At 72.9% G+C, this 21,210-nt stretch carries 20 protein-coding genes; 8 read left to right on the top strand and 12 right to left on the bottom strand.

All coding sequences use genetic code 11. The features are described from left to right. The coding region (locus ACWD4A_RS21740; RefSeq protein WP_451196198.1) for an SIS domain-containing protein at positions 1-744 on the bottom strand (744 nt) is incomplete at its 3' end. A gap of 195 nt (positions 745-939) precedes the next feature. On the opposite strand from ACWD4A_RS21740, the gene ACWD4A_RS21745 reads away from it, so the two are divergent. After that, a complete protein-coding gene (locus tag ACWD4A_RS21745) occupies positions 940-2,223 on the top strand; it encodes an extracellular solute-binding protein (RefSeq protein ID WP_451196201.1) in 1,284 nt (427 codons plus the stop codon). Positions 2,224-2,232: 9 nt separating this feature from the next. After that, a complete protein-coding gene (locus ACWD4A_RS21750) occupies positions 2,233-2,457 on the top strand; it encodes a DUF3263 domain-containing protein (protein ID WP_451196203.1) in 225 nt (74 codons plus the stop codon). 24 nt (positions 2,458-2,481) lie between these two features. Here the strand turns inward: ACWD4A_RS21750 and ACWD4A_RS21755 are convergent, their stop codons facing one another. From ACWD4A_RS21755 to ACWD4A_RS21790, 8 genes are all read right to left on the bottom strand, one after another. Beyond that, complete coding sequence (locus tag ACWD4A_RS21755; RefSeq protein WP_451196206.1) at positions 2,482-2,643, bottom strand: hypothetical protein; 162 nt, start codon at positions 2,641-2,643, stop codon at positions 2,482-2,484. Between the two features lie 7 nt (positions 2,644-2,650). After that, the gene (locus ACWD4A_RS21760; protein ID WP_451196207.1) at positions 2,651-3,823 is read right to left on the bottom strand and encodes an acyl-CoA dehydrogenase family protein; all 1,173 of its coding nucleotides are present in this window, start codon (positions 3,821-3,823) and stop codon (positions 2,651-2,653) included. A 111-nt stretch (positions 3,824-3,934) separates the two neighbouring features. Next, complete coding sequence (locus ACWD4A_RS21765; RefSeq protein WP_451196210.1) at positions 3,935-4,693, bottom strand: class II aldolase/adducin family protein; 759 nt, start codon at positions 4,691-4,693, stop codon at positions 3,935-3,937. Then, entirely contained in the window at positions 4,690-5,484 is a 795-nt protein-coding gene (locus ACWD4A_RS21770; protein WP_451196212.1) for a dihydrodipicolinate reductase C-terminal domain-containing protein, read from the bottom strand. The genes ACWD4A_RS21765 and ACWD4A_RS21770 overlap by 4 nt, the downstream gene beginning before the upstream one ends. Continuing rightward, positions 5,477-5,776 carry a phosphopantetheine-binding protein gene (locus ACWD4A_RS21775; RefSeq protein ID WP_451196214.1) on the bottom strand — a complete coding sequence of 100 codons (300 nt, stop codon included), beginning with the start codon at positions 5,774-5,776 and terminating at the stop codon, positions 5,477-5,479. The genes ACWD4A_RS21770 and ACWD4A_RS21775 overlap by 8 nt, the downstream gene beginning before the upstream one ends. Then, a complete protein-coding gene (locus tag ACWD4A_RS21780) occupies positions 5,773-7,203 on the bottom strand; it encodes a class I adenylate-forming enzyme family protein (RefSeq protein WP_451196217.1) in 1,431 nt (476 codons plus the stop codon). Before ACWD4A_RS21780 ends, ACWD4A_RS21775 begins: the two co-directional genes overlap by 4 nt. A 4-nt stretch (positions 7,204-7,207) precedes the next feature. Beyond that, a complete protein-coding gene (locus ACWD4A_RS21785) occupies positions 7,208-8,656 on the bottom strand; it encodes a nitroreductase family protein (protein WP_451196219.1) in 1,449 nt (482 codons plus the stop codon). A gap of 234 nt (positions 8,657-8,890) precedes the next feature. Beyond that, positions 8,891-9,118, bottom strand: a complete 228-nt coding sequence (locus ACWD4A_RS21790; protein ID WP_451196221.1) for a hypothetical protein — start codon at positions 9,116-9,118, stop codon at positions 8,891-8,893. Between the two features lie 187 nt (positions 9,119-9,305). On the opposite strand from ACWD4A_RS21790, the gene ACWD4A_RS21795 reads away from it, so the two are divergent. Next, positions 9,306-10,226, top strand: a complete 921-nt coding sequence (locus ACWD4A_RS21795) for a LuxR C-terminal-related transcriptional regulator (RefSeq protein ID WP_451196222.1) — start codon at positions 9,306-9,308, stop codon at positions 10,224-10,226. A 102-nt stretch (positions 10,227-10,328) separates the two neighbouring features. Here the strand turns inward: ACWD4A_RS21795 and ACWD4A_RS21800 are convergent, their stop codons facing one another. Further along, positions 10,329-11,717 (bottom strand): aminotransferase class V-fold PLP-dependent enzyme, encoded by a 1,389-nt coding sequence (locus tag ACWD4A_RS21800; RefSeq protein WP_451196225.1) that lies wholly within the window; start codon positions 11,715-11,717, stop codon positions 10,329-10,331. A gap of 230 nt (positions 11,718-11,947) precedes the next feature. Further along, the gene (locus tag ACWD4A_RS21805) at positions 11,948-12,160 is read right to left on the bottom strand and encodes a hypothetical protein (RefSeq protein WP_451196228.1); all 213 of its coding nucleotides are present in this window, start codon (positions 12,158-12,160) and stop codon (positions 11,948-11,950) included. Positions 12,161-12,513: 353 nt separating this feature from the next. On the opposite strand from ACWD4A_RS21805, the gene rfbB reads away from it, so the two are divergent. Beyond that, complete coding sequence (gene rfbB / locus ACWD4A_RS21810) at positions 12,514-13,503, top strand: dTDP-glucose 4,6-dehydratase (protein WP_451196230.1); 990 nt, start codon at positions 12,514-12,516, stop codon at positions 13,501-13,503. Positions 13,504-13,683: 180 nt separating this feature from the next. On the opposite strand, the gene ACWD4A_RS21815 is transcribed toward rfbB, so the two are convergent. Beyond that, on the bottom strand, positions 13,684-15,291 hold the full coding sequence (locus tag ACWD4A_RS21815; RefSeq protein WP_451196232.1) for an FAD-dependent monooxygenase: 1,608 nt from the start codon (positions 15,289-15,291) through the stop codon (positions 13,684-13,686). A gap of 474 nt (positions 15,292-15,765) precedes the next feature. Between ACWD4A_RS21815 and ACWD4A_RS21820 the strand changes: the two genes are divergently transcribed. From ACWD4A_RS21820 to ACWD4A_RS21835, 4 genes are all read left to right on the top strand, one after another. Beyond that, the gene (locus ACWD4A_RS21820) at positions 15,766-16,920 is read left to right on the top strand and encodes a 3-deoxy-7-phosphoheptulonate synthase (protein ID WP_451196312.1); all 1,155 of its coding nucleotides are present in this window, start codon (positions 15,766-15,768) and stop codon (positions 16,918-16,920) included. A gap of 57 nt (positions 16,921-16,977) precedes the next feature. Next, positions 16,978-17,763 (top strand): 2,3-dihydro-2,3-dihydroxybenzoate dehydrogenase, encoded by a 786-nt coding sequence (locus ACWD4A_RS21825; RefSeq protein ID WP_451196234.1) that lies wholly within the window; start codon positions 16,978-16,980, stop codon positions 17,761-17,763. Between the two features lie 217 nt (positions 17,764-17,980). Further along, positions 17,981-19,924, top strand: coding sequence for an anthranilate synthase family protein (locus tag ACWD4A_RS21830; RefSeq protein WP_451196235.1), 1,944 nt, complete (start codon positions 17,981-17,983; stop codon positions 19,922-19,924). 41 nt (positions 19,925-19,965) lie between these two features. Further along, a complete protein-coding gene (locus ACWD4A_RS21835; RefSeq protein WP_451196237.1) occupies positions 19,966-21,147 on the top strand; it encodes a 3-hydroxybenzoate 6-monooxygenase in 1,182 nt (393 codons plus the stop codon). Positions 21,148-21,210 lie beyond the last annotated feature (63 nt).

Here is a 21,210-nt window from a genome sequence, read left to right on the forward strand (position 1 = left end):
GTCGAGCATGGCGGCGAGCCGGGAGCGGGGCACGCACACGTCGTCGATCATCGTGGCGGTCTTGAGTGCCTCCAGGGCGGGCAGGGTGAGGCGGCCCGCCGCCTCGCGCATCTTCAGCGCCGCCTCCTGCGCGGGCCCGTACGCCCACCCGGCGCCCAGGAACGTCCACTGTCCGGCGGCCAGTACGGCGGGCGGCAGTGGTTCGGTGACCGCCGTCTCCGCGTGTGCCGCCGCTTCGGCGACCGTCCGTACGCCTGCCGGGAGTGGGCCGCGCGCCTCCAGCCCGGCGCGCAGGAACGCGAGGGCCGTGGTCGCGAAGCGGGTCTGGACGACGGACTCCTCGTCCGCCCAGTCCAGCACCGCCAGCGTGGCGGCGGCGTCCCGTACCGGTGTCGCGGCGTCGGCGGTCAGCGCGAGCGTCGGGGTGCGGCCGCGGAGGGCCGCCAGCAGGTCCAGTACCTCGGTCGTGGTCCCGGAGCGGGTGATCGCCACGACCCGGTCGTACGCGCGGGCCGCCGGGAACTCGGACGCCGCGAAGGCGTCCGTCTCGCCCTGCCCGGCGGCCTCGCGCAGCGCCGCGTACGCCTGCGCCATGAACCACGAGGTGCCGCACCCGGTCACCGCGACCCGTTCGCCGGGTTCCGGCAGGCCGGACGCGCCGCCCGCCGCGTCGGCGGCGCGCCGCCAGCAGCCGGGCTGGGTGGTGATCTCTGCCGCCGTACGGGAGGGAGAAGGCTGCTGCATGCGCTGAGGCTCCTTGGAAGAGGTGCGGTGGGCGTCGGAACGTGGATAGCAGCCCCGTGGCGAGCGAGGGAAGAGGGGGACAGGAGGGGAAGGGCGATACCGAAGCGAAACCGGAGTCGGCTGGACCGTAAGGTTGCGCGCGGGAGAGACTCACGGTCTCCAGCGACGGACGAACCACGAAGGTGGGAAGCAGTAGTGCAGCGGCGGCGGTTCTTGGGTCTGACGGCGGCAGGTGCCGCCACTGCGGCGTTGGCGCCCGCACTGACGGCGTGCGGCAGCAGCGGTCCGGGCGGTGCCAAGAAGCTGAAGCTGATCGCCGCGGACTACGGCGACAAGTCCTCCAACAGCTCCAAGAAGTACTGGGACAACCTGGTACGCGCCTTCGAGGACCAGCACAGCAAGATCAAGGTCGAGGTCGAGGTCTACAGCTGGACCGAGGTCGACAAGAAGGTCGCCGACCTGGTCGCGGCGGGCAAGGCCCCCGACATGGCGCAGATCGGCGCGTACGCCGACTTCGCGGCGGCGGGCAAGCTCTACAGCGCCGACCAGCTGCTCTCCATCCCCACCCAGGCGGAGTTCATCACCTCGATCGAGCGGGCCGGCGAGGTGAACCGGGTGCAGTACGGCATGCCGTTCGTCTCCAGCACCCGCCTGCTCTTCTGCAACAAGACCCTCTTCGCCAAGGCCGGGATCGCCCAGCCCCCCGAGAGCTGGGACGAGCTCCAGGCCGCCGCGGTCAAGCTCAAGGCGGCGGGCGTGAAGATACCCTTCGGTCTGCCCCTCGGCCCGGAGGAGGCGCCCGCCGAGACCATGATGTGGTTCCTCAGCGCGGGCGGCGGCTACACCGACGCCAACGGCGTCTACACGATCGACCGCACCGAGAACGTCCAGGCCCTGACGTGGCTGCGCGACGAGCTCGTCGGCAAGCAGCTCACCGGCCCCGGCGACCCCTCCCGCACCAACCGGCAGGAGGTCTTCGACGCGTTCTGCCGCGGCGAGGTCGGCATGCTCAACGGCCACCCCACGCTGATGCAGCAGGCGGAGCAGAAGGGGATCGAGTACATCACCGCTCCGCTGCCGGGCGTCAAGGGCAAGGCCAGGTCCACGATGGGTGTGGCCGACTGGATGATGGCGTTCAAGCAGAACGGCAACCGCGACCAGATCGGCACCTTCCTCGACTTCGTCTACAGCAGCAAGAACGTGCTGGAGTTCACCGGCCAGTACGACCTGCTGCCGGTCACCTCGGCGGCCTCCAAGGCGATGGCCTCGGACGACAGCCGCAAGAAGCTCCAGCCGTTCCTGGCGCAGCTGGAGAACGCCGAGTTCTACCCCGCCGACAAGACGTCCTGGGCGGCGGTCAGCAAGGCGATCAAGGAGAAGGTCGGCGCCACGGTGAAGACCGGCGGTGATCCGGCGAGCGTCCTCAGCGAGATCCTGCGCGAGGCGAACTCCACGGAGAGCGCGAACCACAGCGGTTAGGTTGGGTCTGTGAGTCTGTCCGATCGGGATCGCGCGGTGCTGGCCCTGGAGCGGCGCACCTGGACCGGGGCCGGGGCGAAGGAACGGGCGATCCGCGAGGAGCTCGGTCTCACGCCCACGCGCTACTACCAGTTGCTGAACGCGCTGCTGGACGACCCGGCGGCACTGGAGCACGACCCGCTGACCGTGAACCGGCTGCGGCGCGTACGCGAAGCGCGCCGGGGCCGCCGGTAGTCCGCCGGTACGGCGCGCCGGGCGTCAGCGGCCTCCGCCGGTGATGTCGTGGACGCCCGGCAAGGGGTCCCGCTCGGTGGGGCGGTACTCCGGGTCGCCGTACAGGCGCAGCAGTACCGTGGCCGCGCCGATCTCCTCGGCGGGGATGTGGTCGACCAGGTCGTGCAGGTGCTTTCTCGGGTCCATGCGCGTGCTACAGGGCGCGGGAGATGACGACGCGCTGGATCTGGTTGGTGCCCTCGATGATCTGCAGGAGCTTGGCCTCCCGCATCCAGCGCTCGACCGGGTGGTCCTGGGAGTATCCGTAGGCGCCGAGGATCTGGACCGCGTCGGTGGTGACGCGCATGGCGGTGTCGGTGGCGAAGAGCTTGGCGCGGGCCGCCGCGGCCGTGATCTCGGTGGCGGGGCGTCCTTCGTCCAGGGTGCGTGCGGCGTCGCGGACCAGGGCCCGGGCCGCGGCGATCTGGGTGGACATGTCCGCGAGGGTGAAGGAGACGCCCTGGAAGTCGGCGATGGGCCGGCCGAACTGCTTGCGGTTCTTGGCGTAGTCGACGGCGTGGTCGAGCGCCGCCTGGGCGAGGCCCACCGCGCAGGCGGCGATGCCGAGGCGGCCGCGGTCGAAGAGGCCCATGGCGATGAGGAATCCCTTGCCGGGGCGTCCGACGAGACGGTCGGCGGGGATCCGCGCGCCGTCGAGGACGACGGTGGCGGTGGGCGAGGACCGCACGCCCATCTTGCGCTCGGCGGGCAGGACCGAGAGGCCGGGCGTCGCGGCGTCGGCGTTCAGGAGGGAGAGGCCGCGGATGCCGGGGCCGCCGGTGCGGCAGAAGACGTTGTAGAAGTCGGCGTGGCCGGCGTGGCTGGTCCATGCCTTGTTGCCGGTGACGGTGTAGTGGTCGCCGTCCTGCCGGGCGGTGCAGGCGATGGCGGAGACGTCGGAGCCGACGTCGGGCTCGGACAGGCAGTTGGCGCCCAGCTGTTCGCCGCCGAGCATGCCGGGCAGCAGCCGGGCGCGCTGTTCGTCGCTCCCGTAGGCCGCCACCCCGTAGCAGGACAGGACGTGGATGTTCACGGACTGGGCCACGCACAGCCAGCGCCGGGCGAGGATCTCCAGTACCTCGAGGTAGACCTCGTACCGCTGGCCACCGCCCCCGTACTCCACGGGGTAGGGCAGGCCCAGCAGGCCGCAGCCGCCGAGGGTGCGCAGCACCTCGCGGGGGAATTCGCCCCGGGCCTCGAAGTCGTCGGCGCGCGGGGCGAGTTCCCTGACGGCGAGTTCCTCGGCCAGCGCGAGCAGGGCGCGGACCTCTTCGGCGTCGTCGTGCGCCGCCGGGCGGGTGGTGTCGGGGGTCGGGGTGTGGGCCATTGGGGTGTGGTCTCCGCGGTTCGGTGTGGTGGTCGGGGCGTCGGAAGGCCGAGGGGATGGGAGCGGTGGCCGGGGGCCGCCGGGCGGACGTGCCCGGCGGCGCGGCCCGTCCTACGCGCGTCCCCAGTCCGCCGTCTCGGGCCAGATGCGGGTCACCCGGCGGACGGCGTACTCCCAGTACGAGCGGACGGAGAGGTCGGCGTAGATGAAGTCGCGCTTGAGCTGGACGTCGGCGGCCGTGGACCAGGTGTAGGGCCGGCCGCTCCCTTCGGCGAGCAGTTGCAGGCGGCAGGCCCGCTCCAGCACCTGGGCGAAGACGGTCGCGTGCCGCACGCTCTTGCCGACGATCACGCCGCCGTGGTTGCGCAGCATGATGGCCTCGTTGTCGCCGAGTGCCGTGGCGATGGCATCGCCGGTGGCCTGGTCGAGGACGGTGTTGCTGGTGTCGGTGAACAGGCCGAGACGGCCGGTGAAGTGCGCGCCGTCGTGGGAGACGGGGCGCACGGGCAGGTCCATGGTGCCGAAGACCAGGGTGTTCGGGGCGTGGCTGTGGACGATGCCGTTGACGTCCGGGCGCGCCCGGTAGATGGCCTGGTGCAGGGGCAGTTCAGGGGGCGCGAGGGGGTCCACGGGCGCCTCGGGGCGGACCGAGGCGGCGACCACCTGCGTGGGGGTGGCCTCGTCGAAGCCGCAGAGGGCGTTCTTGATGTAGAAGGTGTCGGAACCCGGGAGACGGGCGGATATCTGGCCTTGGTTGAAGTCGTCGTGCCCGTCGACGGAGAGCATGCGCGCGCCGAAGGCGAGCTGCACGGCGATGCGTTGGGGGATGGGCTGGGGGACGTGTCCTTCGGGACGGGGTGTGGTGCTCATAGGGGGTGTCCTCTGTCGTCGGCACCGGTGGTGGGTGGTGTGCCGGCCGCGCCGGCGGCCAGGTCGTCGAAGACGGAGTGCAAGCCGTAGAGGCCGGGGGCCCGGGTGGCGGCCCAGCGGGCCGCGGCCACCGCTCCGGTGGCCGCGGCCTCCAGGGAGTGCACTTCGTGCCGGACGACGAGGGTCTGTGCCTGCCATCCGAGCCGGATCTCGTGGTCGCTGACGGGGAGCCCGGCGCGCAGGGAGGCGATGTCGCCGACCGGGGTGCCGGTGCGTTCCTCCCAGCGCCGGGCCAGGGCGGTGGCCGTGGCGCTGGGCCGGTGGGCCTTGGCCGCCGTGTGGCGTTCCAGGACCGCCGCCTCGGGCAGGGCGGTGGCCAGCCCGGCGCGTTCCAGGCCGGTGAGCAGGTCCGTCAGCCGTTCGAGTACGCGGGTCTGGAGGTAGTTGCCCAGGGAGAGATTGGTGGCACGGACGACGGGGACGTCGCGGGCGAGGTGCGCCATCCGCGCCAGGTGGTCCTCGGTCAGGTCGGACACGCACTCGATCAGGGGGACGCGCAGGTCGGCGCAGAGGGCCAGGACCCGGTGGGTGGCCGCCCCGGCGCCGCAGTCCACGATGACGTCGGGCACGGGCAGGTGCGCCCAGTCCTGCGGGCTGCGTGTGTCGAACGTGCGGGTGGCCAGTCCCTCCCGCGCGCAGTGCCGGAGAACGGCCGTGCCCAGCCGGCCCGTTCCCGCGACGCCGACGGCGGGGCCGGACCGCGGTGCGGTCCGGCCGTCCGGCTCAGGCATGGGCCGGCTCGGGCAGTTCCTCGCGCACGAGGGCGAGGATGCCGTCGACGGTCGCGAAGTTCTCCTCCCGCACCTCGGGGTCGAGGTAGACGCCCAGTTCGTTCTCGACGGCGTCGATCATGCGGATGTAGGAGAGCGAGGAGTAGCCGAGGGCGGAGAGCGACCCGTCGACCGAGGCGAGCTCCTGCTCCGTGAGGCCGCCCTCCGCGGAGTTCACGATGATGCGGACGATGCGGGTGCGCAGGGCGTCCTGCTGGTTGGCGGACATGGTCTTGTTCTCCTTGGGTGTCACTCGGTGTCCTGGGGGTGCTCGAACATGCGGCGCAGTTCGGCCAGGGAGGGTTTGCCGGTGGTGCCGCGCGGGATCTCGCCCACGGTGCGCAGCAGGGTGGGCACCTTGTGGGCCGCGAGGTGCGCGGCGGTGTGGCGGCGTACGGCGGCGGTGTCGGGCGCGGGGGTGCCCGCGAGGACGGCGGCGAGCGCGGTGCTCCCGTGCCGGTCGGTCACTTCCAGGACGACGGCGTCCGCGACGCCCTCGGCGCGCCGCAGCACGTCGGCGACCTCGACGGCGTCGACCTTGCGGCCGCCCACGTTGATCACCTGGCTGGTGCGTCCGGTCAGCACGAGGCTGCCGTTGTCGAGATAGCCGAGGTCGCCCGTCCGGTAGTGGCCGTCGTCGGTGATCCTGCTTTCCAGCAGGCCGGGACCATTGAGGTAGCGCGTGCCCATGGACTCGCTGCGGACCTCGACGCCGGCCGGGGCGCCGGGGGTGCCCGCGCGCAGGGAGACGCCGGGCAGCGCCTGGCCGAGTCCCGGGTCGTGGGCCGGGTCGTCGGCGAAGGTGAGCGGTCCGGCCTCGGCGGCGCCGTAGTAGTTCTGGACGGGCACGCCGGTCAGCTCGGTGAAGCGGTCCTTGGTCCCGGCGCGCAACGGTGCCGCCGAGGAGATCGCCATGCGCAGGTCGGGGAAGTCGGCCCGGTCGCGCCGTGCGAGGGATTCGTACAGCGCGGGGAAGCCGACCAGCCGGGTCGCGCGGCTGCTCTCCAGCATGCGCGCGACGCGTCCGGAGGTGGGCAGGCCATGTCCGAGGTGGAGCTGGGCCCCGGTGAGGAAGGCGGCCAGCAAGGACGTGTTGAAGGCCAGGCCGTTGGACAGGGAAGCGAAGCACAGGATGCGGTCCTCGCCGGTCAGGCCGGTGCCCTCGATCCAGTTGACGGCCGCCCGGTGGACGGCTTCGCCGGAGAACTCGATGCAGTGCGGCCTGCCGGTGGACCCCGAGGTGAAGCGGCAGACCTGTGTGCTGTCGTGCAGCCGCGGACGGTCGTCACGGTGGGGGAAGGCGGAGACCACGAGCCCGTGGAGGGTGCCACGGCGCGTGGCGTGCGGGAGCCCGGGCGCTTCCTCGTCGTGCAGGAGCAGGTCGAGCCCGCAGTCGTCGACGATGGCCGCGGTCTCCTGGGGGCCAGTGGCGCGGTCGATCAGGAAGGGCACGCAGCCCGCGCGCAGCAGGGCGAGGTAGAGCACCACGTAGGCGATCGAGTTGCCCGCGCGCAGGCCGACGCGTTGCCGCTCGCCCGGCGGGAGGTGCGGGGCGAGTTCGCGCGCCGCGGCGGCGCCGAGCACGTCCAGCTCCCGGTAGGTGAGGGCCGTGCCGCCCGCGACGAGTGCGGTGCGGTCGCCCTGGGACAGGACGGCGGTGGAGATCAGAGCACTGAGCACGGTCCTACCTCTCGTTGTGGGCGTACGCCTGCTGCAGCCGGTCGAGCTTGACCGCGGTCCGCCCGGGCAGGCCCAGCAGCGCGATGTAGAGGACCTCGTGCCGCTCGGGGAGCCCCGCCAGGGTTCGCCAGCGGGTGGCGTCGAAGCCGCCGATCGTGGTGACGGCGATGTCCTCCCCGGCCGCGCCGAGGTAGAGCAGGTGGGCCAGGGCGCCGGCGCGCAGCAGGGTCTCGTCCAGGCCGTTGCCGCCGCGCTGGAGGACCTCGTGGCGCGGGGCGTGGAAGACCACGAGGGCGGACGCGTGCCGCAGGTGCTCCTGACCCATGCATGCCCGCACCAGGGTGTCGCCGTCCAGGGCCGTGCCGGTGGTGGCCTCCGGCGTGGGGGCGAACAGGGTGTGGTTCCCGGGCGCGCGGCCGGAGACCCGCCGCGCCACCAGGGTGGCGCCCAGCTCGCTGTCCGCCGTCAGGTCGGTGGCCAGGGGGGTGCGCAGTGCGGCGAGCGCGCGGTCGAGGTCCCGCCCGGACAGCTCCTGGGGGGCGAAGTCCTTCGTCGAGCGGCGCCGGGCGGCCAGGGCGGTCAGTGTGCCAGGGGCCGGAAGTCCTACGGGTCCGGGGGCCGTCGGCCGCAGGAGCGGCCGTACGGACACGGCGCTCCTCGGGTCGGTCCCGCCCGTGGGGCGGTTGGTGGTCAGCCAGTTCCAGCACTCCGTCTCGAGCCAGGTGGACGAGGCCCGGTTCAGGCCGCCCCCCAGGTCGTCGGTACAGCTCCAGCCGCCGTCGGCCGTGTCGACGGCGGGGGACGGCCGGTTGGTGAGCACCAGCACGCTGTGCACGAAACGGTGGCCGCCGGCCAGGCCGAGCAGCTCGGACAACGGCCGCGCGTCGATGTGCGCGCGCAGCTCGGCAGGGCCGTGGGAGTCGCTCGCGACGCACAGCAGCTGGGTCGCCACGTGCGCGGCGTCGAGCTGGGCGTACAGATAGCCGCGGTCGCCGTACTTGCGCATGGACAGCCAGGGTCTGACGACGGTCAGGACGAGCGCCTGCCCCTGTTCGCACAAGGGCAGTCCGCCGGTCTCCAGGGCGTGCCGCACGCGGGAGCCGGCGCGGACGAGCCGGCACGCGCGGCGGGCGGCGTCCACGGCGTAGACCGCGGGCCCGTCCTGGCCGGCGACGACGGCGTAGTGCTCGTAGGGATAGAGCGCCCCCGCCGAGGGCGCGGACGGTCCGCCGGTGCGTGACCCGTCGGCCGCCGCCGCGAACAGGCGCAGGACGCCGCGCAGTTCCTCCGGTACGGCCATGGGAGTGGCGGACGGCTCCGCGGACGGCATGGCGCTCAGCGTCATCCGGTCCCAGAACCGCGCCGCCCCGCCGGCCGGGCCGACGGCCAACTCGCCGGTACCGACAGGCTTTTCCAGGACGCCGACGCGTGTCGCGGAGGGCCTCACAAGCATGGATTCCTTCACCCGGTCACTCCTCGCTTCCTCTATCCGGACTTCAGTGACAGAACAGACAGGTGATCCCGGTGGAGTGGCCCGGGTGAACCTCGAAGTGTCGGAGCTTCGACATGTAGTTGCTCTTCTCCCGTGTGTAGGGGCCGGGCGGTCGCCGCTCGGCGGTGTCGGGCCGCTGGGCCCGCTGGGGCCCGGTGCGGGGTGGATGCCGGGAGCGCGGGGCGCGGGGCCCGCTCACGGGGCTGCCGCGTGCGCGCGCACCGATGGCCGGCCGCTGTCGGCGGCGGTGCGCGCGAGAAGGCGGCCCGCGCCCGACGGGTGGCGCCGCCGGGCGCCGGACGGGACGGACAGGTCCGCGGGCTTCCGGTCCACCACCTTCCCGTACCGGCTCGCCGCCGCCGTTCCCTCGTCTGCCTCTTCCGCCTCGTCGGCCGTCCGCCGGACCGGGCGGCGAAAAGCCATCCGGAAACGACGGAAATTCGAAAGTAGTAAGGGACCGGCTTTGCGACATTCCAAAATCGTGACGGCCGCGGGGCGGAAGTCCGTCAGTAACGTGATCTTCTCAGAGAATCATGGCCTGTTGAACGTGCATTGATGGCCCGTGGCGGTCGTGACCACGGGCGGACACCGATTCTCGGGGGAAGCGAATATGAGCGACCGGCTGACAGCACAGGACGTTGTCCCGGAGCCGGCGGCGCCGGAAGGGGACGGGCCGTGGGGCGGGCTGCTGAACCTCTTGCAGCAGCAGGAGGAGAGCCTGGCGACGGGCGCGGACCACATGCGCTCGCTCATGGCCCAGGTGTCCGCGCTGGCCCTGTGCGGCTGGTCCCCCCAGCCGGGCGTACCGGAGATCGAGGTGGTCAAGGACCCGCTGCGCGTGGCCGAGGTGCTCGACAAGGCCGTGCTGCTGGCCTCCCACCGCATCCTGTGGATGAGTCCGGCGGGGACCACCCACCACACGCTCGCCGACAGCCTCACCCGCAACCGGCTCGTCATCGACCGGGGCGTGGTGATCCGCACGATCCAGCAGAGCGCGACGAGCGACAGCGCGGGGACCGCCCATCTGGAGAGGCTGGCGAAGCTGGGCGTACAGGTCCGGACGGCGTCGCTGCTGCCGTTCCGGCTGATCGTGGCGGACGAGAACCTCGCCATGGTGTCGCTCGAACCCGCCGACGCCACCGAGGAACTGCTGCTGGTGCGGCAGCCGACGGTGGTGCGGATGCTCAGCCGCCTGTTCGAGTTCTGCTGGGACGGGACGACCGACTTCATGCCGCCCAGCGCCGTCGAGTTCCCGGACGCGGCGTTCGCCGACGGCGACGGGGTGGGGGACTATCCCTTCCAGCTCACCGAGCAGCAGATCCTGGTGCTGCGGCTGTGGGCGCGGGGCCGCAAGGACACTGCCATCGCACGGGAGTTGCAGGTCTCCCCGCGTACGCTGCGCCGCATCATCCCGGCGCTGCTGAACCGGCTCGGGGTCAACTCCCGCTTCGAGGCCGGTCTGGTGGCGGCCCGTATCCACGATCTGCTGGACGCGCCCGCGTACCCGGCGTCCCCCCTGGCGGGCGTCTAACGTTCGGCCCGGCGGGGGCCGCCCGGACAGCACAGCGGGGCCGCGCGTCGTGCTCGGCCCCGCTGTGCTGTCCCGTTCCCGATTTCCCGGATCGCTTTCGGATTACCGCCGCGCGTCCCGCCCGGTGGGCACCGCGACGCACGGGGACGCGGGCGCCGACACCTCGCCGGCCCGGCCTCCCATGGACATCCACACGGGCAGCGGCCTGCGGTCGTCGGTCGGCAGCCAGCGCCCGGCCACCTGCTCGTAGGTCCAGGACGGGCCCGACGTCACGAGGGCGTCCACGGCCCGGACGAGCCGTTCCGCGTCCTCCGGGCGCGAGCCGAGCCCGAAGCTCGCCCGCAGCGCCCCGGTGCGCGGCAGGCCGAGCCGTGCCGCAAGCGGGTGGGCGCAGAAACGGCCGTCGCGGACGCCGATGCCGTGCTCGGCGGAGAGGTAGGCGGCGACCAGGCCGGAGTCGTAGCCGTCGACGGAGAAGGCGACCACGCCGATGGAGTCGGCCGAGTCCGGCCAGATACGGTGCAGCCGCACCCGCTCGTGCCGGGCGAGCCCCTCGGTCAACTTCTCGCTCAGGAGCGCCTCGTGCCGCTCCGTGGCCTCGCCGAGCAGGCCGCTGATGGCATCGCAGGCGCGGGCCAGCGCGACGGCTCCCAGGACGTTCGGGCTGCCCGCCTCGTGCCGCTCGGGGCCGTGGGCCCACTCCGCACCGGTGGTGCGCACCTCGCGCACGGCGCCTCCGCCCGCCAGGTACGGCGGGGCCGCGTCCAGCCAGTCGGAGCGGCCGACCAGCACGCCCGCGCCGTAGGGCGCGTAGGTCTTGTGCCCGGAGAAGGCCAGGTAGTCGATGCCGGTGGCGGTGATGTCGACGCGCCGGTGCGGGACGAGCTGCGCGGCGTCGACGGCTATGCGTGCGCCGTGGCGGTGGGCGAGGTCCACCAGCCGCTCCAGGGGGAGGAGTTCACCGGTGACGTTGCTGGCTCCGGCGACGGCCAGCAGGGCGGCCGGGCGCTCGGTGAAGGCCCGCTCCAGGGCGTCCAGGGTCTCTTCGAGGGTGGCACCGGCCGGCACGACGCGATGGGGGCGGTCGAGCCAGGGCAGCAGGTTCGCGTGGTGCTCGGTGTCGAGGACGACGACTTCGCCCTGTCCGGGCACCGCGCGCGCCAGCAGGTTCATCGAGTCGGTCGTGTTGCGCGTGAAGATCACGTGGTCGTCGGGGCGCGCGGTGAGGAAACGCGCCACGCAGGCGCGCGCCGACTCGTACATGGTCGTCGACACGAGGGAGGCGTAACCGGCCCCCCGGTGGATGCTCGAGTAGAAGGGGGTCACCTCGGCCAGGTGGTCCACGACGGCCTGCAGGGGCGCCGTGCTCGCCGCCTGGTCGAGGTTCACGTAGCGCACCGAACCGCCCTGCACGAGCGGCACCGTGAGATCGGCGCCGAGCACGGCGGCCATCGGCTCGCTCCCGGCGGGGGCGGACGGGGTGGTACACACGTCGATTTCCTCGTTCATCTGGACTGTCACGAAGCGGTCCCCCATTTACTGATGGAGTGGAAGAATGTCGGTTGACGCGTCCGGGCGGCCTGCGCGTCACATCGGGCGCCGGGATATGAACCGGCGCGGAATGCGCCGTGTTTTCGGGGGTCTCGGGCCGGCGAAGCCCTTCACGCGCGATAACACTCGCCCAATAACGCGGACTTGGTGAATTCGGACGGGGATTCCGGTCAGCGGGACAGTGACCCGCCCGTCCCGCGGTACGGCTTCTCCCGATGCCGGGCGGTGGCCATCGGCGGTGCGGTCGTGGCCCGTTCGCGGACGGACAGATAGGCCGCGTAGGCCGTGCCCGGACCCATGGCCGACGGCCATCCGGCGACGGCCCGCCCGGCACCGCGGGCGGATCCGGTCATCGGGGCCGCGCGGACGGCGCTCTCCGTCATGGTTCCTCCCTCGATGTCCTGTGTCCTCGGCGGGTGGCGGCTGCCGGCGGGGCACGCGGCCCCGGCCGTGATCCTGTCAGAGAATCCGGTGCGCGCACGGTGTCCCGGGCGGCCCTCCGTGGTCGTGGCCACGAGCGGTCATGCCGCGTCCCCATGAGGCAAGTCGTGGGCCGGTCCGTCCGGTTGTCCGCATGAGGTCACGTCCGCGGTGGGCCTCGTGGGGCCGCACCCCCGGAGGCCGCCGCTCTGTCAAGATCGCACCTGACCGCGTCGCGGACACGTGCGAGCCCCGTCGTCCGGCGGCCGCCGCAGGTGCGCAGGGAGCAGCCACCGCTACAGGAGGAACCCTTTCCATGCATGTACTCGTCACCGGAGGCGCCGGCTTCATCGGTTCCCACTACGTGCGGACGCTGCTCGACGGCACCGGTGCCCGCGACATCCGGGTCACCGTCCTGGACAAGCTCACCTACGCCGGGAACCCCGCCAACCTGGCCGACGTGGCCCACGACGAGCGCTTCCGTTTCCGGCGGGGCGACATCAACGACCGCGCGGTGCTCGACGAGGTGTTCCCCGGTGTGGACACGGTCGTCCACTTCGCCGCGGAATCGCACGTCGACCGGTCCATCGACGACGGCACCGCGTTCATGCGCACCAACGTGCTCGGCACGCAGAGCCTGCTGGACGCCGCCCTGCGCCATGGCACCGGCCGGTTCGTGCACGTCTCCACGGACGAGGTGTACGGCTCCATCGAGCACGGCTCCTGGCCCGAGGAGCACCCGCTGAACCCCAGCTCTCCCTACTCGGCGTCGAAGGCGTCCTCCGACCTGCTGGCCCTGGCCTGCCACCGCACGCACGGACTCGACGTGCGCGTCACCCGGTGCTCCAACAACTACGGGCCCATGCAGTTCCCGGAGAAGGTGATCCCCCACTTCGTCACCCGGCTCCTGACCGGCCGGACCGTCCCGCTGTACGGCGACGGCGGCAACGTACGCGACTGGCTGCACGTCGAGGACCACTGCCGCGGCATCGACCTGGTGCGCACCGCGGGACGTCCCGGGGAGATCTACAACATCGGCGGCGGCACCGAGCTGTCCAACCTCGAACTCACCAGGCGGCTGGTCGGTATCGCGGGCGCCGACTGGTCGCGCGTCCGGCATGTGGCGGACCGCAAGGGACACGACCGACGTTACTCCGTGGACTGGAGCAAGGCCCGGGACGAACTCGGATACCGGCCGTTGCACAGCCTGGAGACGGGCCTGGCCGCGACCGTCCGGTGGTACCGGGACAACCCCCAGTGGTGGCAGCCCCTCACGGACCACGCGGGCACGGCTGTCGCCGCCTAGGCGCTCCGCCTGAGCGCTCCGCTGGGAGTGCAGGCGTTCGGCTGCGGGTCGTCGGTGGCTGGGCGCGCCCACGCGGCGGAGCCGCAGATCGACGCTTCCCCGCGCCCCTTACGGGGCGCGAGCATCCGGCCCCATGCGCCCTCCACAGGCGCATGGGGCCGGTTCGTGTGTCTGCGGCGGCTACGCCATCGCGAGCAGGGCGGACAGCGCCCGGCGCAGGGTCTCCGCGGGTTCCGGGGAAGGCGCGGTCCCGCGCCAGCCGACGAATCCGTCGGGCCGTACCAGCACGGCGCCACCGGGGCCGATGCCGACGGTGGACGGCCACCGTCCGTCGTCGATGACGTATCCCCGGGCGTCGACGCCGAGTTCGGCGGCCGGGCCGTCCAGGGCCGCGGCCCATGCCCCGCCCTCCGGCCCGGTGAGCAGGGTGAAGCGCGAGCGGACGAGGTCGAGCGTGGAGACGCGCTCGCCACCGCGCTCCAGCCACAGGTGCGGCAGCCGGGAGCCCGGGGCCCCGTCCAGGCCGAGCTCGACGTCCTCGGTGGAGGGCAGCCGCGGCTGTGCGCCGATCACGGCCGCCGAGTCGTAGCGGTAACCGAGGTGGACCACAGGGGCGTTGAGCGCCCCGGCCTCCGCGCGCCTGGCGACGGCGTCGGCGTCCCGGCCCCAGTGCAGGCCCGGGTCCCCGAGGCGCAGCATCGACTGCTCCAGGGCGGTCAGGGCCACGGGGCGGCGCTCGTCCTCGTAGGTGTCCAGGAGCCCCTCGGAGGCCGTACCCCGGAGCACCAGGGCGAGCTTCCAGGCGAGGTTGTGCGCGTCGGCGACCCCGGTGTTCATGCCGAAGGCCCCGACCGGGGGGATGACGTGGGCGGCGTCCCCGGCGAGGAAGACCCGTCCGGCCCGGAAGCGGTCGGCCACCGCGCCGCGTGCCTGCCAGGGCAGGACACCGACGACCTCGACGTCGAGGCCGGGCCTGCCGACGGCGGCCCGGATCATGGCGCGGCAGCGGTCGGGGGTGAAGTCCTCGAAGGACTCGCCCTGTTCGGGGTCGTAGTAGCTGTGGAAGATCCACTCGCGGTGCCCGTCGACGGGGAGCAGGCCGCCGGGCGCCTCGGGCGTGGTGATGTCGCAGACGATGAAGGTGTGGCCGCCGGTCAGGTCGTTCAGGTCGGCGCGGAACAGCATGCTGACCAGCGGCCGGCCGAGCGCCCCGGGGCCGGACGTGCCGATGCCGAGGGCCGGGCGCACGGAGCTGCGGGCGCCGTCGGCGCCCACGAGGTATCTGGCACGCACCGAGGAGACGCCCCGCGGGCCGCGGAGCACCGCCGTCACCCCGTCGTCGTCCTGCTCGAAGGACACGAGCTCGGTGGCGAAGTCCACGGACGCGCCGTGGGCGCGCGCGGCGTCGATCGCGACGGTGTCCAGCCGGCCCTGCGGGCACGTGCCGCGGAGGGCCTGGGGCGTGACGTGGTCGAAGTCGCCGGTGCGCGGCGGGGCGGCCGCGGCCAGCGCGGCCAGGTCGGCGTCGGCCAGCGTGCGGGCCGCGAACTTCTGCAGGTCGCTGCCGCTCATGTCCACGCAGAGCTCGTCCACGGCGTCGGCGATCCCGGCCTCGCGCAGCAGCTCCACGGTGCGCGGGCCGATGCCCATGGCCCGCGGGTGGGCGAGCGGTGCGGGGTGGCGGTCGACGACCTGGACCGCGACGCCCCGCCGGGCGAGGAACAGTCCGGTGAACAGACCGACCGTGCTTCCGCCGACGATCAGGACGTCGACCTGATTCGTGCGCATGGGATCCTTTCCGTAATCCGGTGCCGGTGCGCGCCGAGGAATTCTCGCGCTGTGTCGTCCGGGGCCGGGCATAGGTGCTGGAAGGGCATCCGGAAGAATTCCGGAATGCGACGGGATGGAAATCCCCTTGCCAGTATGGGTCCCTGACGGACCGCTACGGGTGTCCGCCCGTGGCCACGACCGCCACGGGCCAGCCGTGGGCCTCCCGTCGGGCACGGCGGTCTGTCAGGATCGCAGCGGGCCGCGGTTTCGACGAGGGCTCCCGCGGCCATTGCCGCCGAGCGGCTTCCCCTTTCCGGTTCCGCTTTCCGGTTCTGCGCCGACGCCGCCACCCGGGAAATCGAGCGGGCCGCGTACGGCCGTATCGCCGCCGGCCCTCGACCAAAAGCAAGGGAGAACCCAGTGGGGGGAGACATTGCCTCCGACCGCACCGCCGAATCAGCGTGTACCGGCCGGCTTTCGCCGGTCGACGATCTGGGCCGTTGGTTCACACTGCCGGTCGCGCAGCAGCCGGAGTGGGGCGATCCCTGGCTGCTGGAGAAGGTCCGGAAGGACCTGACCGCACTCACCCCGCTGGTGGACGCCGCGTCCGTCACCCGCCTGCGGTCCCTGCTCGCCCGGGTCGCGACAGGGCGCATGCGGATGGTCCAGGCGGGCGACTGCGCCGAGGACCCGGCCGCCTGCGGGCGCGAGGACGTCCGGGCCAAGGCCGGCATGCTGGACGTCCTGGCCGATGTGATGCGCGTCAATTCCGGCATGCCGGTGCTGCGCGTCGGACGCATGGCCGGCCAGCTCGCCAAGCCCCGTTCGCAGCCGACGGAACGGATCGGTGACGTCGAACTCCCCGCCTACCGCGGCCCCTTGGTCAACGCCCCGGAGTTCGAGGCCGCGGCGCGCGCCGCCGACCCGCTGCGGATGATCGCCGGATACCGGCTGTCCCGTACGGTCCTGGCCCATCTCGACGGCCTCGGCCGGGGGGCCGGCGCACCGGACACGGACGCCGTGTGGACCAGCCACGAGGCCCTGCTGCTCGACTACGAGCTCCCGCTGCTGAGAAGGACGGAGCCGGGGGAGCTGTTCCTGACCTCCACGCACCTTCCCTGGATCGGTGAGCGCACCCGCCGGCTCGACGGCGCCCATGTGCGCCTGCTCGCCGCCGTCGCCAATCCGGTCGCCTGCAAGGTCGGCCCCACGATGACCGCCGGCGAACTGCTGCGGCTGTGCGAGGTCCTCGACCCCCTGCGCGAGCCGGGCCGCCTCACCCTGGTCTCCCGGATCGGCGCCGACGGCGTGCACGACGTGCTGCCCGGCCTGGTCAGGGCAGTACGCGCGGCGGGCCACCCCGTCATCTGGCTGTGCGACCCCGTCCACGGCAACACCGTGCGCGCCGCGAACGGCCGCAAGACCCGTGTCGTCGCCTCTGTGGTGCGCGAGCTGGAGGGCTTCCAGGACTCGGTGCTCGCGGAGGGCGGCCTCGCCGGCGGCGTGCACCTCGAAGCCACCCCCGACCCCGTCGCCGAGTGCGTATGGACCGCCGACCAGCAGCCCGGTGAGCCCTATACGACCCTGTGCGACCCCCGGCTCAACCTGACCCAGGCCGTGGACGTCGTCTCGGCCTGGCGCGCCTGAGACGCCCTTCGCGCGGACGACGCACGGGCAACGCACAGGCGATCGAGGAGGAATGACATGAGTACGAACGAGTTCTCCGGCAAGGTGGCCCTGGTCACCGGCGCGGCCGGGGGCATCGGCGCGGCCGTCGCCCGCGCGCTGGCGGACGCGGGAGCGACCGTGGCCGCCGTCGACCGTGACCGCGCGGCCCTGGACGCCCTGGAGGGCGGCCGGGGGGACGGCCCCGGGACCATCACCGGATTCGTCGCCGACGTCGCCTCCGCCGCACAGGTCGAGGCGACGGTCGGGGAGGTCGAACAGCGCTGCGGCCCCGTCGACTTCCTGGTGAACGGTGCCGGAGTCCTGCACCCCGGCTCCGTCCTCGAACTCACCGAGGAGGAGTGGGAGCACACCTTCGCGGTCAACACCGGCGGCGTCTTCCGCTGCTCGCTGGCCGTCGCGCGCCACATGGTCCGGCGCGGGCGCGGGTCGATCGTCACCGTCGCCTCCAACAGCGCCGGCGTGCCGCGCGTGGGCATGGCCGCCTACGGCGCCTCCAAGGCGGCCGCGACCGCCTTCACCAAGACCCTCGGCCTCGAACTCGCCCGCCACGGCATCCGCTGCAACGTCGTGGCACCGGGATCGACCGACACCCCGATGCTGAGTTCCCTGTGGACCGATGACAGCGGCCCCGCCAACTCGCTCAAGGGCGTGCTGGAGGACTACCGCGTGGGCATACCCCTCGGCAAGTTCGCCCGCCCCTCCGACATCGCCGACGCCGTGCTGTTCCTGCTCTCCGACCGCGCCGGCCACATCACGATGCACGACCTGTACGTCGACGGGGGCGCCGCGCTGGGGCGCTGAGAGCCACCCCCCTCAGCCGGCGGCCGCGACGACGGCGGCCGTCGGCGACCCACCCGGACCGCCCGCGCCCGGAGCACGGGACGCCCGGACCCATGGCGCCGGCAGGGTGGTCCGGCACCGGGCCGCACGACCGGCAGACCGCCGGCGTCACGGCCCGCCTCCCGCCGGAGTCCACCTGCTCGGCGCATGCCATCCACGAGATCCTTCGGAGGAAGCCATGACGCCCGCAGAAGCACGGGACACCCGACCGCTCGACCGCGTGCTCGGCCCCGAACCCCCCGCCTTCGCCCTCCTGTACAGGCCGGAGGCCGGAACCGACGGTGTGGAGATCCTCCTCGGCGACGTCCGTTCCGTGGACCGGCTCGCCGACCTGCCCCTGCCGCCCGCCGCCGAGGACGGCGGCCCGCGCCACGAAGTGCTGGCCCTGGTGCCCTACCGGCAGATATCCGAGCGGGGGTTCAGCTGTCACGACGACGGCGCGCCCCTGCTGGCGATGACCGTGACGCAGCAGGAGTCCTGTCCGCTCCCCGAGATCATGCGGCGGCTGCCGGACACGCCCATCAGCCTCGACAACGCGCGCTTCGACGTGAGCGACGACGAGTACGCCTCGATCGTGCGCCGCGTACTGGAGCAGGAGATCGGCCATGGCGCGGGCGCCAACTTCGTCATCAAGCGCTCCTTCGTCGCCGAGATCCCCGACTACACCCCCGCGCACGCGCTCAGCCTGTTCAAGCGGCTCCTCACCGGTGAACGGGGCGCCTACTGGACCTTCGTGATCCACACGGGCGGGCGGACCTTCGTGGGCGCCACGCCGGAGCGCCACATCAGCCTGCGCGACGGCACCGCCGTCATGAACCCCATCAGCGGCACCTTCCGTTATCCGCAAGGAGGGGTGCGACTGCCGGACCTCCTGGCCTTCCTCGCCGACGCCAAGGAGACCGGCGAGCTCTACATGGTCCTCGACGAGGAACTGAAGATGATGGCGCGGATCACCGACGACGGCGGCCGCGTGGTCGGCCCGTTCCTCAAGGAGATGGCGAACCTCGCGCACACCGAGTACTTCATCGAGGGCCGCACGTCACGGGACGTCCGCGAGATCCTGCGCGAGACCATGTTCGCCCCCACGGTGACGGGCAGCCCCCTGGAGAGCGCGTGCCGCGTCATCCGCGACCACGAACCGCGCGGCCGCGGCTACTACAGCGGCGTCGCCGCGCTGATCGGCCGCGACGCGGGCGGGGAGCGGGTGATGGACTCCGCCATCCTGCTGCGCACCGCCGAGTTCAGGGACGGCGGCCTCGACATCGCGGTGGGCGCCACGCTGGTGCGCGACTCCGACCCGCAGTCGGAGGTGGCCGAGACCCACGCCAAGGCGCAGGGCCTGCTGCGCGCCCTGCGGGCCGGCACGGCACCCGCCACGCGGACCACCGTGCCGGGCCTGGCCGACCGCCCGGAGGTGCTCCGGGCGCTGGCCGCCCGCAACGACGACGTGGCACCGTTCTGGCTGGCCGCCCGCGGCGGCGACACCGGCACCGCCTTCCCGGTGCCCCGGCTCGCGGGCCGGCGTGTGCTGATCGTCGACGCCGAGGACACCTTCACCTCCATGCTCGCCCGGCAGCTGCGCGCGCTCGGCCTGCACACGGACGTACGCCGCTTCGACGAGCCGTACTGGACCGGCGGTTACGACCTCGTGGTCATGGGCCCCGGCCCCGGCGACCCCGAGGACGCGGACCACCCCAAGATCCAGCGGCTGCGCGCGACCATCCGCCAGCTCCTCGACGAGGGCACGCCCTTCCTCTCGGTGTGCCTGAGCCACCAGGTCCTCGGCATCCTGCTCGGCTTCGACGTGGTGCGCCGGACGCGTCCCAACCAGGGCGTGGCCAAGGACATCGACTTCTTCGGGCGGCGGGTGCGGATGGGCTTCTACAACACCTTCTCCCTGACCAGCGATGCCGACGAGGTCGTGTGCGAGGGCGTACGCGAGCCGGTGGCCGTCTGCCGGGACCCGCACAGCGGCCAGGTCCACGGCCTGCGCGGGCCGCGCTTCGCCTCCTTCCAGTTCCACGCGGAATCCATCCTCAGCCGGGAGGGCATGGCTCTCCTCGGCGACGCGGCCGACTCGCTGATCACCGCACGCGACCGCGTGGCCGTGCCGGTCGCCTGATCCGGTCCCCCTGCCCGCCCGCTACCCACAAGGTTCGAAACATGTCAAAGTTCGTCATCGTCGGCGGTGGCATCGCCGGACTGGCCGCCGCACTGAGCACCGCCCGCCGGGGCCACCACGTGGAGGTCCTCGAACGCAACGACCGGTTCGCCGAGCTGGGCGCCGGCATCCAGCTGGCGCCGAACGCCTTCCACGCCCTGGACCGGCTCGGCGTCGGCGACCAGGTCCGCGCCACGGCCGTGCACATCGACGACCTCCGGCTGATGGACGGCCGGTCCGGCCACGCCCTCGTCACCCTGCCGCTCGCGGACGACTACCGGCGGCACTTCGGCAACCCCTACGCCGTCGTCCACCGCGGCGACCTCTACGCACCGCTGCTGCGGGCCTGCCGGGAACACGACCGCATCCGGCTGCGCACCGGCAGCGCGGTCACCGGCTACGAGAACCGCCCCTCGTCGGTCCACTGCCTGCTGGCGTCCGGCGAGCGGATCGAGGCGGACGGCCTGATCGGGGCCGACGGCATCCGCTCCGCCGTCCGCCGGCAGCTCGTCGGCGACGGCGACCCGCGGGTGACGGGACACACCATCTACCGGGCCGTCATCCCGATGGAGAACGTGCCCCGGGCCCTGCGGTGGAACGCGGTGACCCTGTGGGCCGGGCCGGGCTGGCACCTCGTGCACTACCCGATCGCCGGTGGCACCAAGCTCAACCTCGCCGCCGTCCTGGACGACGGGGCCACCACCGCGGTCTCCGGCCTTCCAGTGGCCAGGGAGCAGGTGCTCGCCGCCTTCCCGGAAGCCGACGACACCCCGCGCCGGCTGCTCGAACTGGGGCAGGACTGGCGCACCTGGGTCCTGTGCGACCGGGCCCCCGTGCCCGGCTGGACCGATGGACGCGCCGTGCTCATCGGCGACGCCGCCCACCCCATGCTGCAGTACGCGGCCCAGGGGGCGTGCATGGCGCTGGAGGACGCAGTCGTCCTCGGCGACCTGCTCGACTGCGCGGACCACGAGGTGGGCGAGCGCTTCGCGCGGTTCAACACCGTGCGCCGGGAGCGCACCGCGCGGGTGCAGGACGTGGCCCGGTGGATGGGCGAGAAGCTCTACCACCCGGCCGGGGCCGAGGCCCGGGCCCGGGACGCGATGCTGGCCTCGCTGTCCACGGCGGACATCCTCGACGCGATGTCCTGGCTCCACGGCGCCAGGGAGACCCAGCCGGCCTGATCCCGCCGGACACACGAAAGCCTCCCGTGGCGGTATCCGCCGCGGGAGGCTTCTGTTTTCGGG

The sequence above is a fragment of the Streptomyces sp. NPDC002537 genome (genome assembly GCF_053594975.1).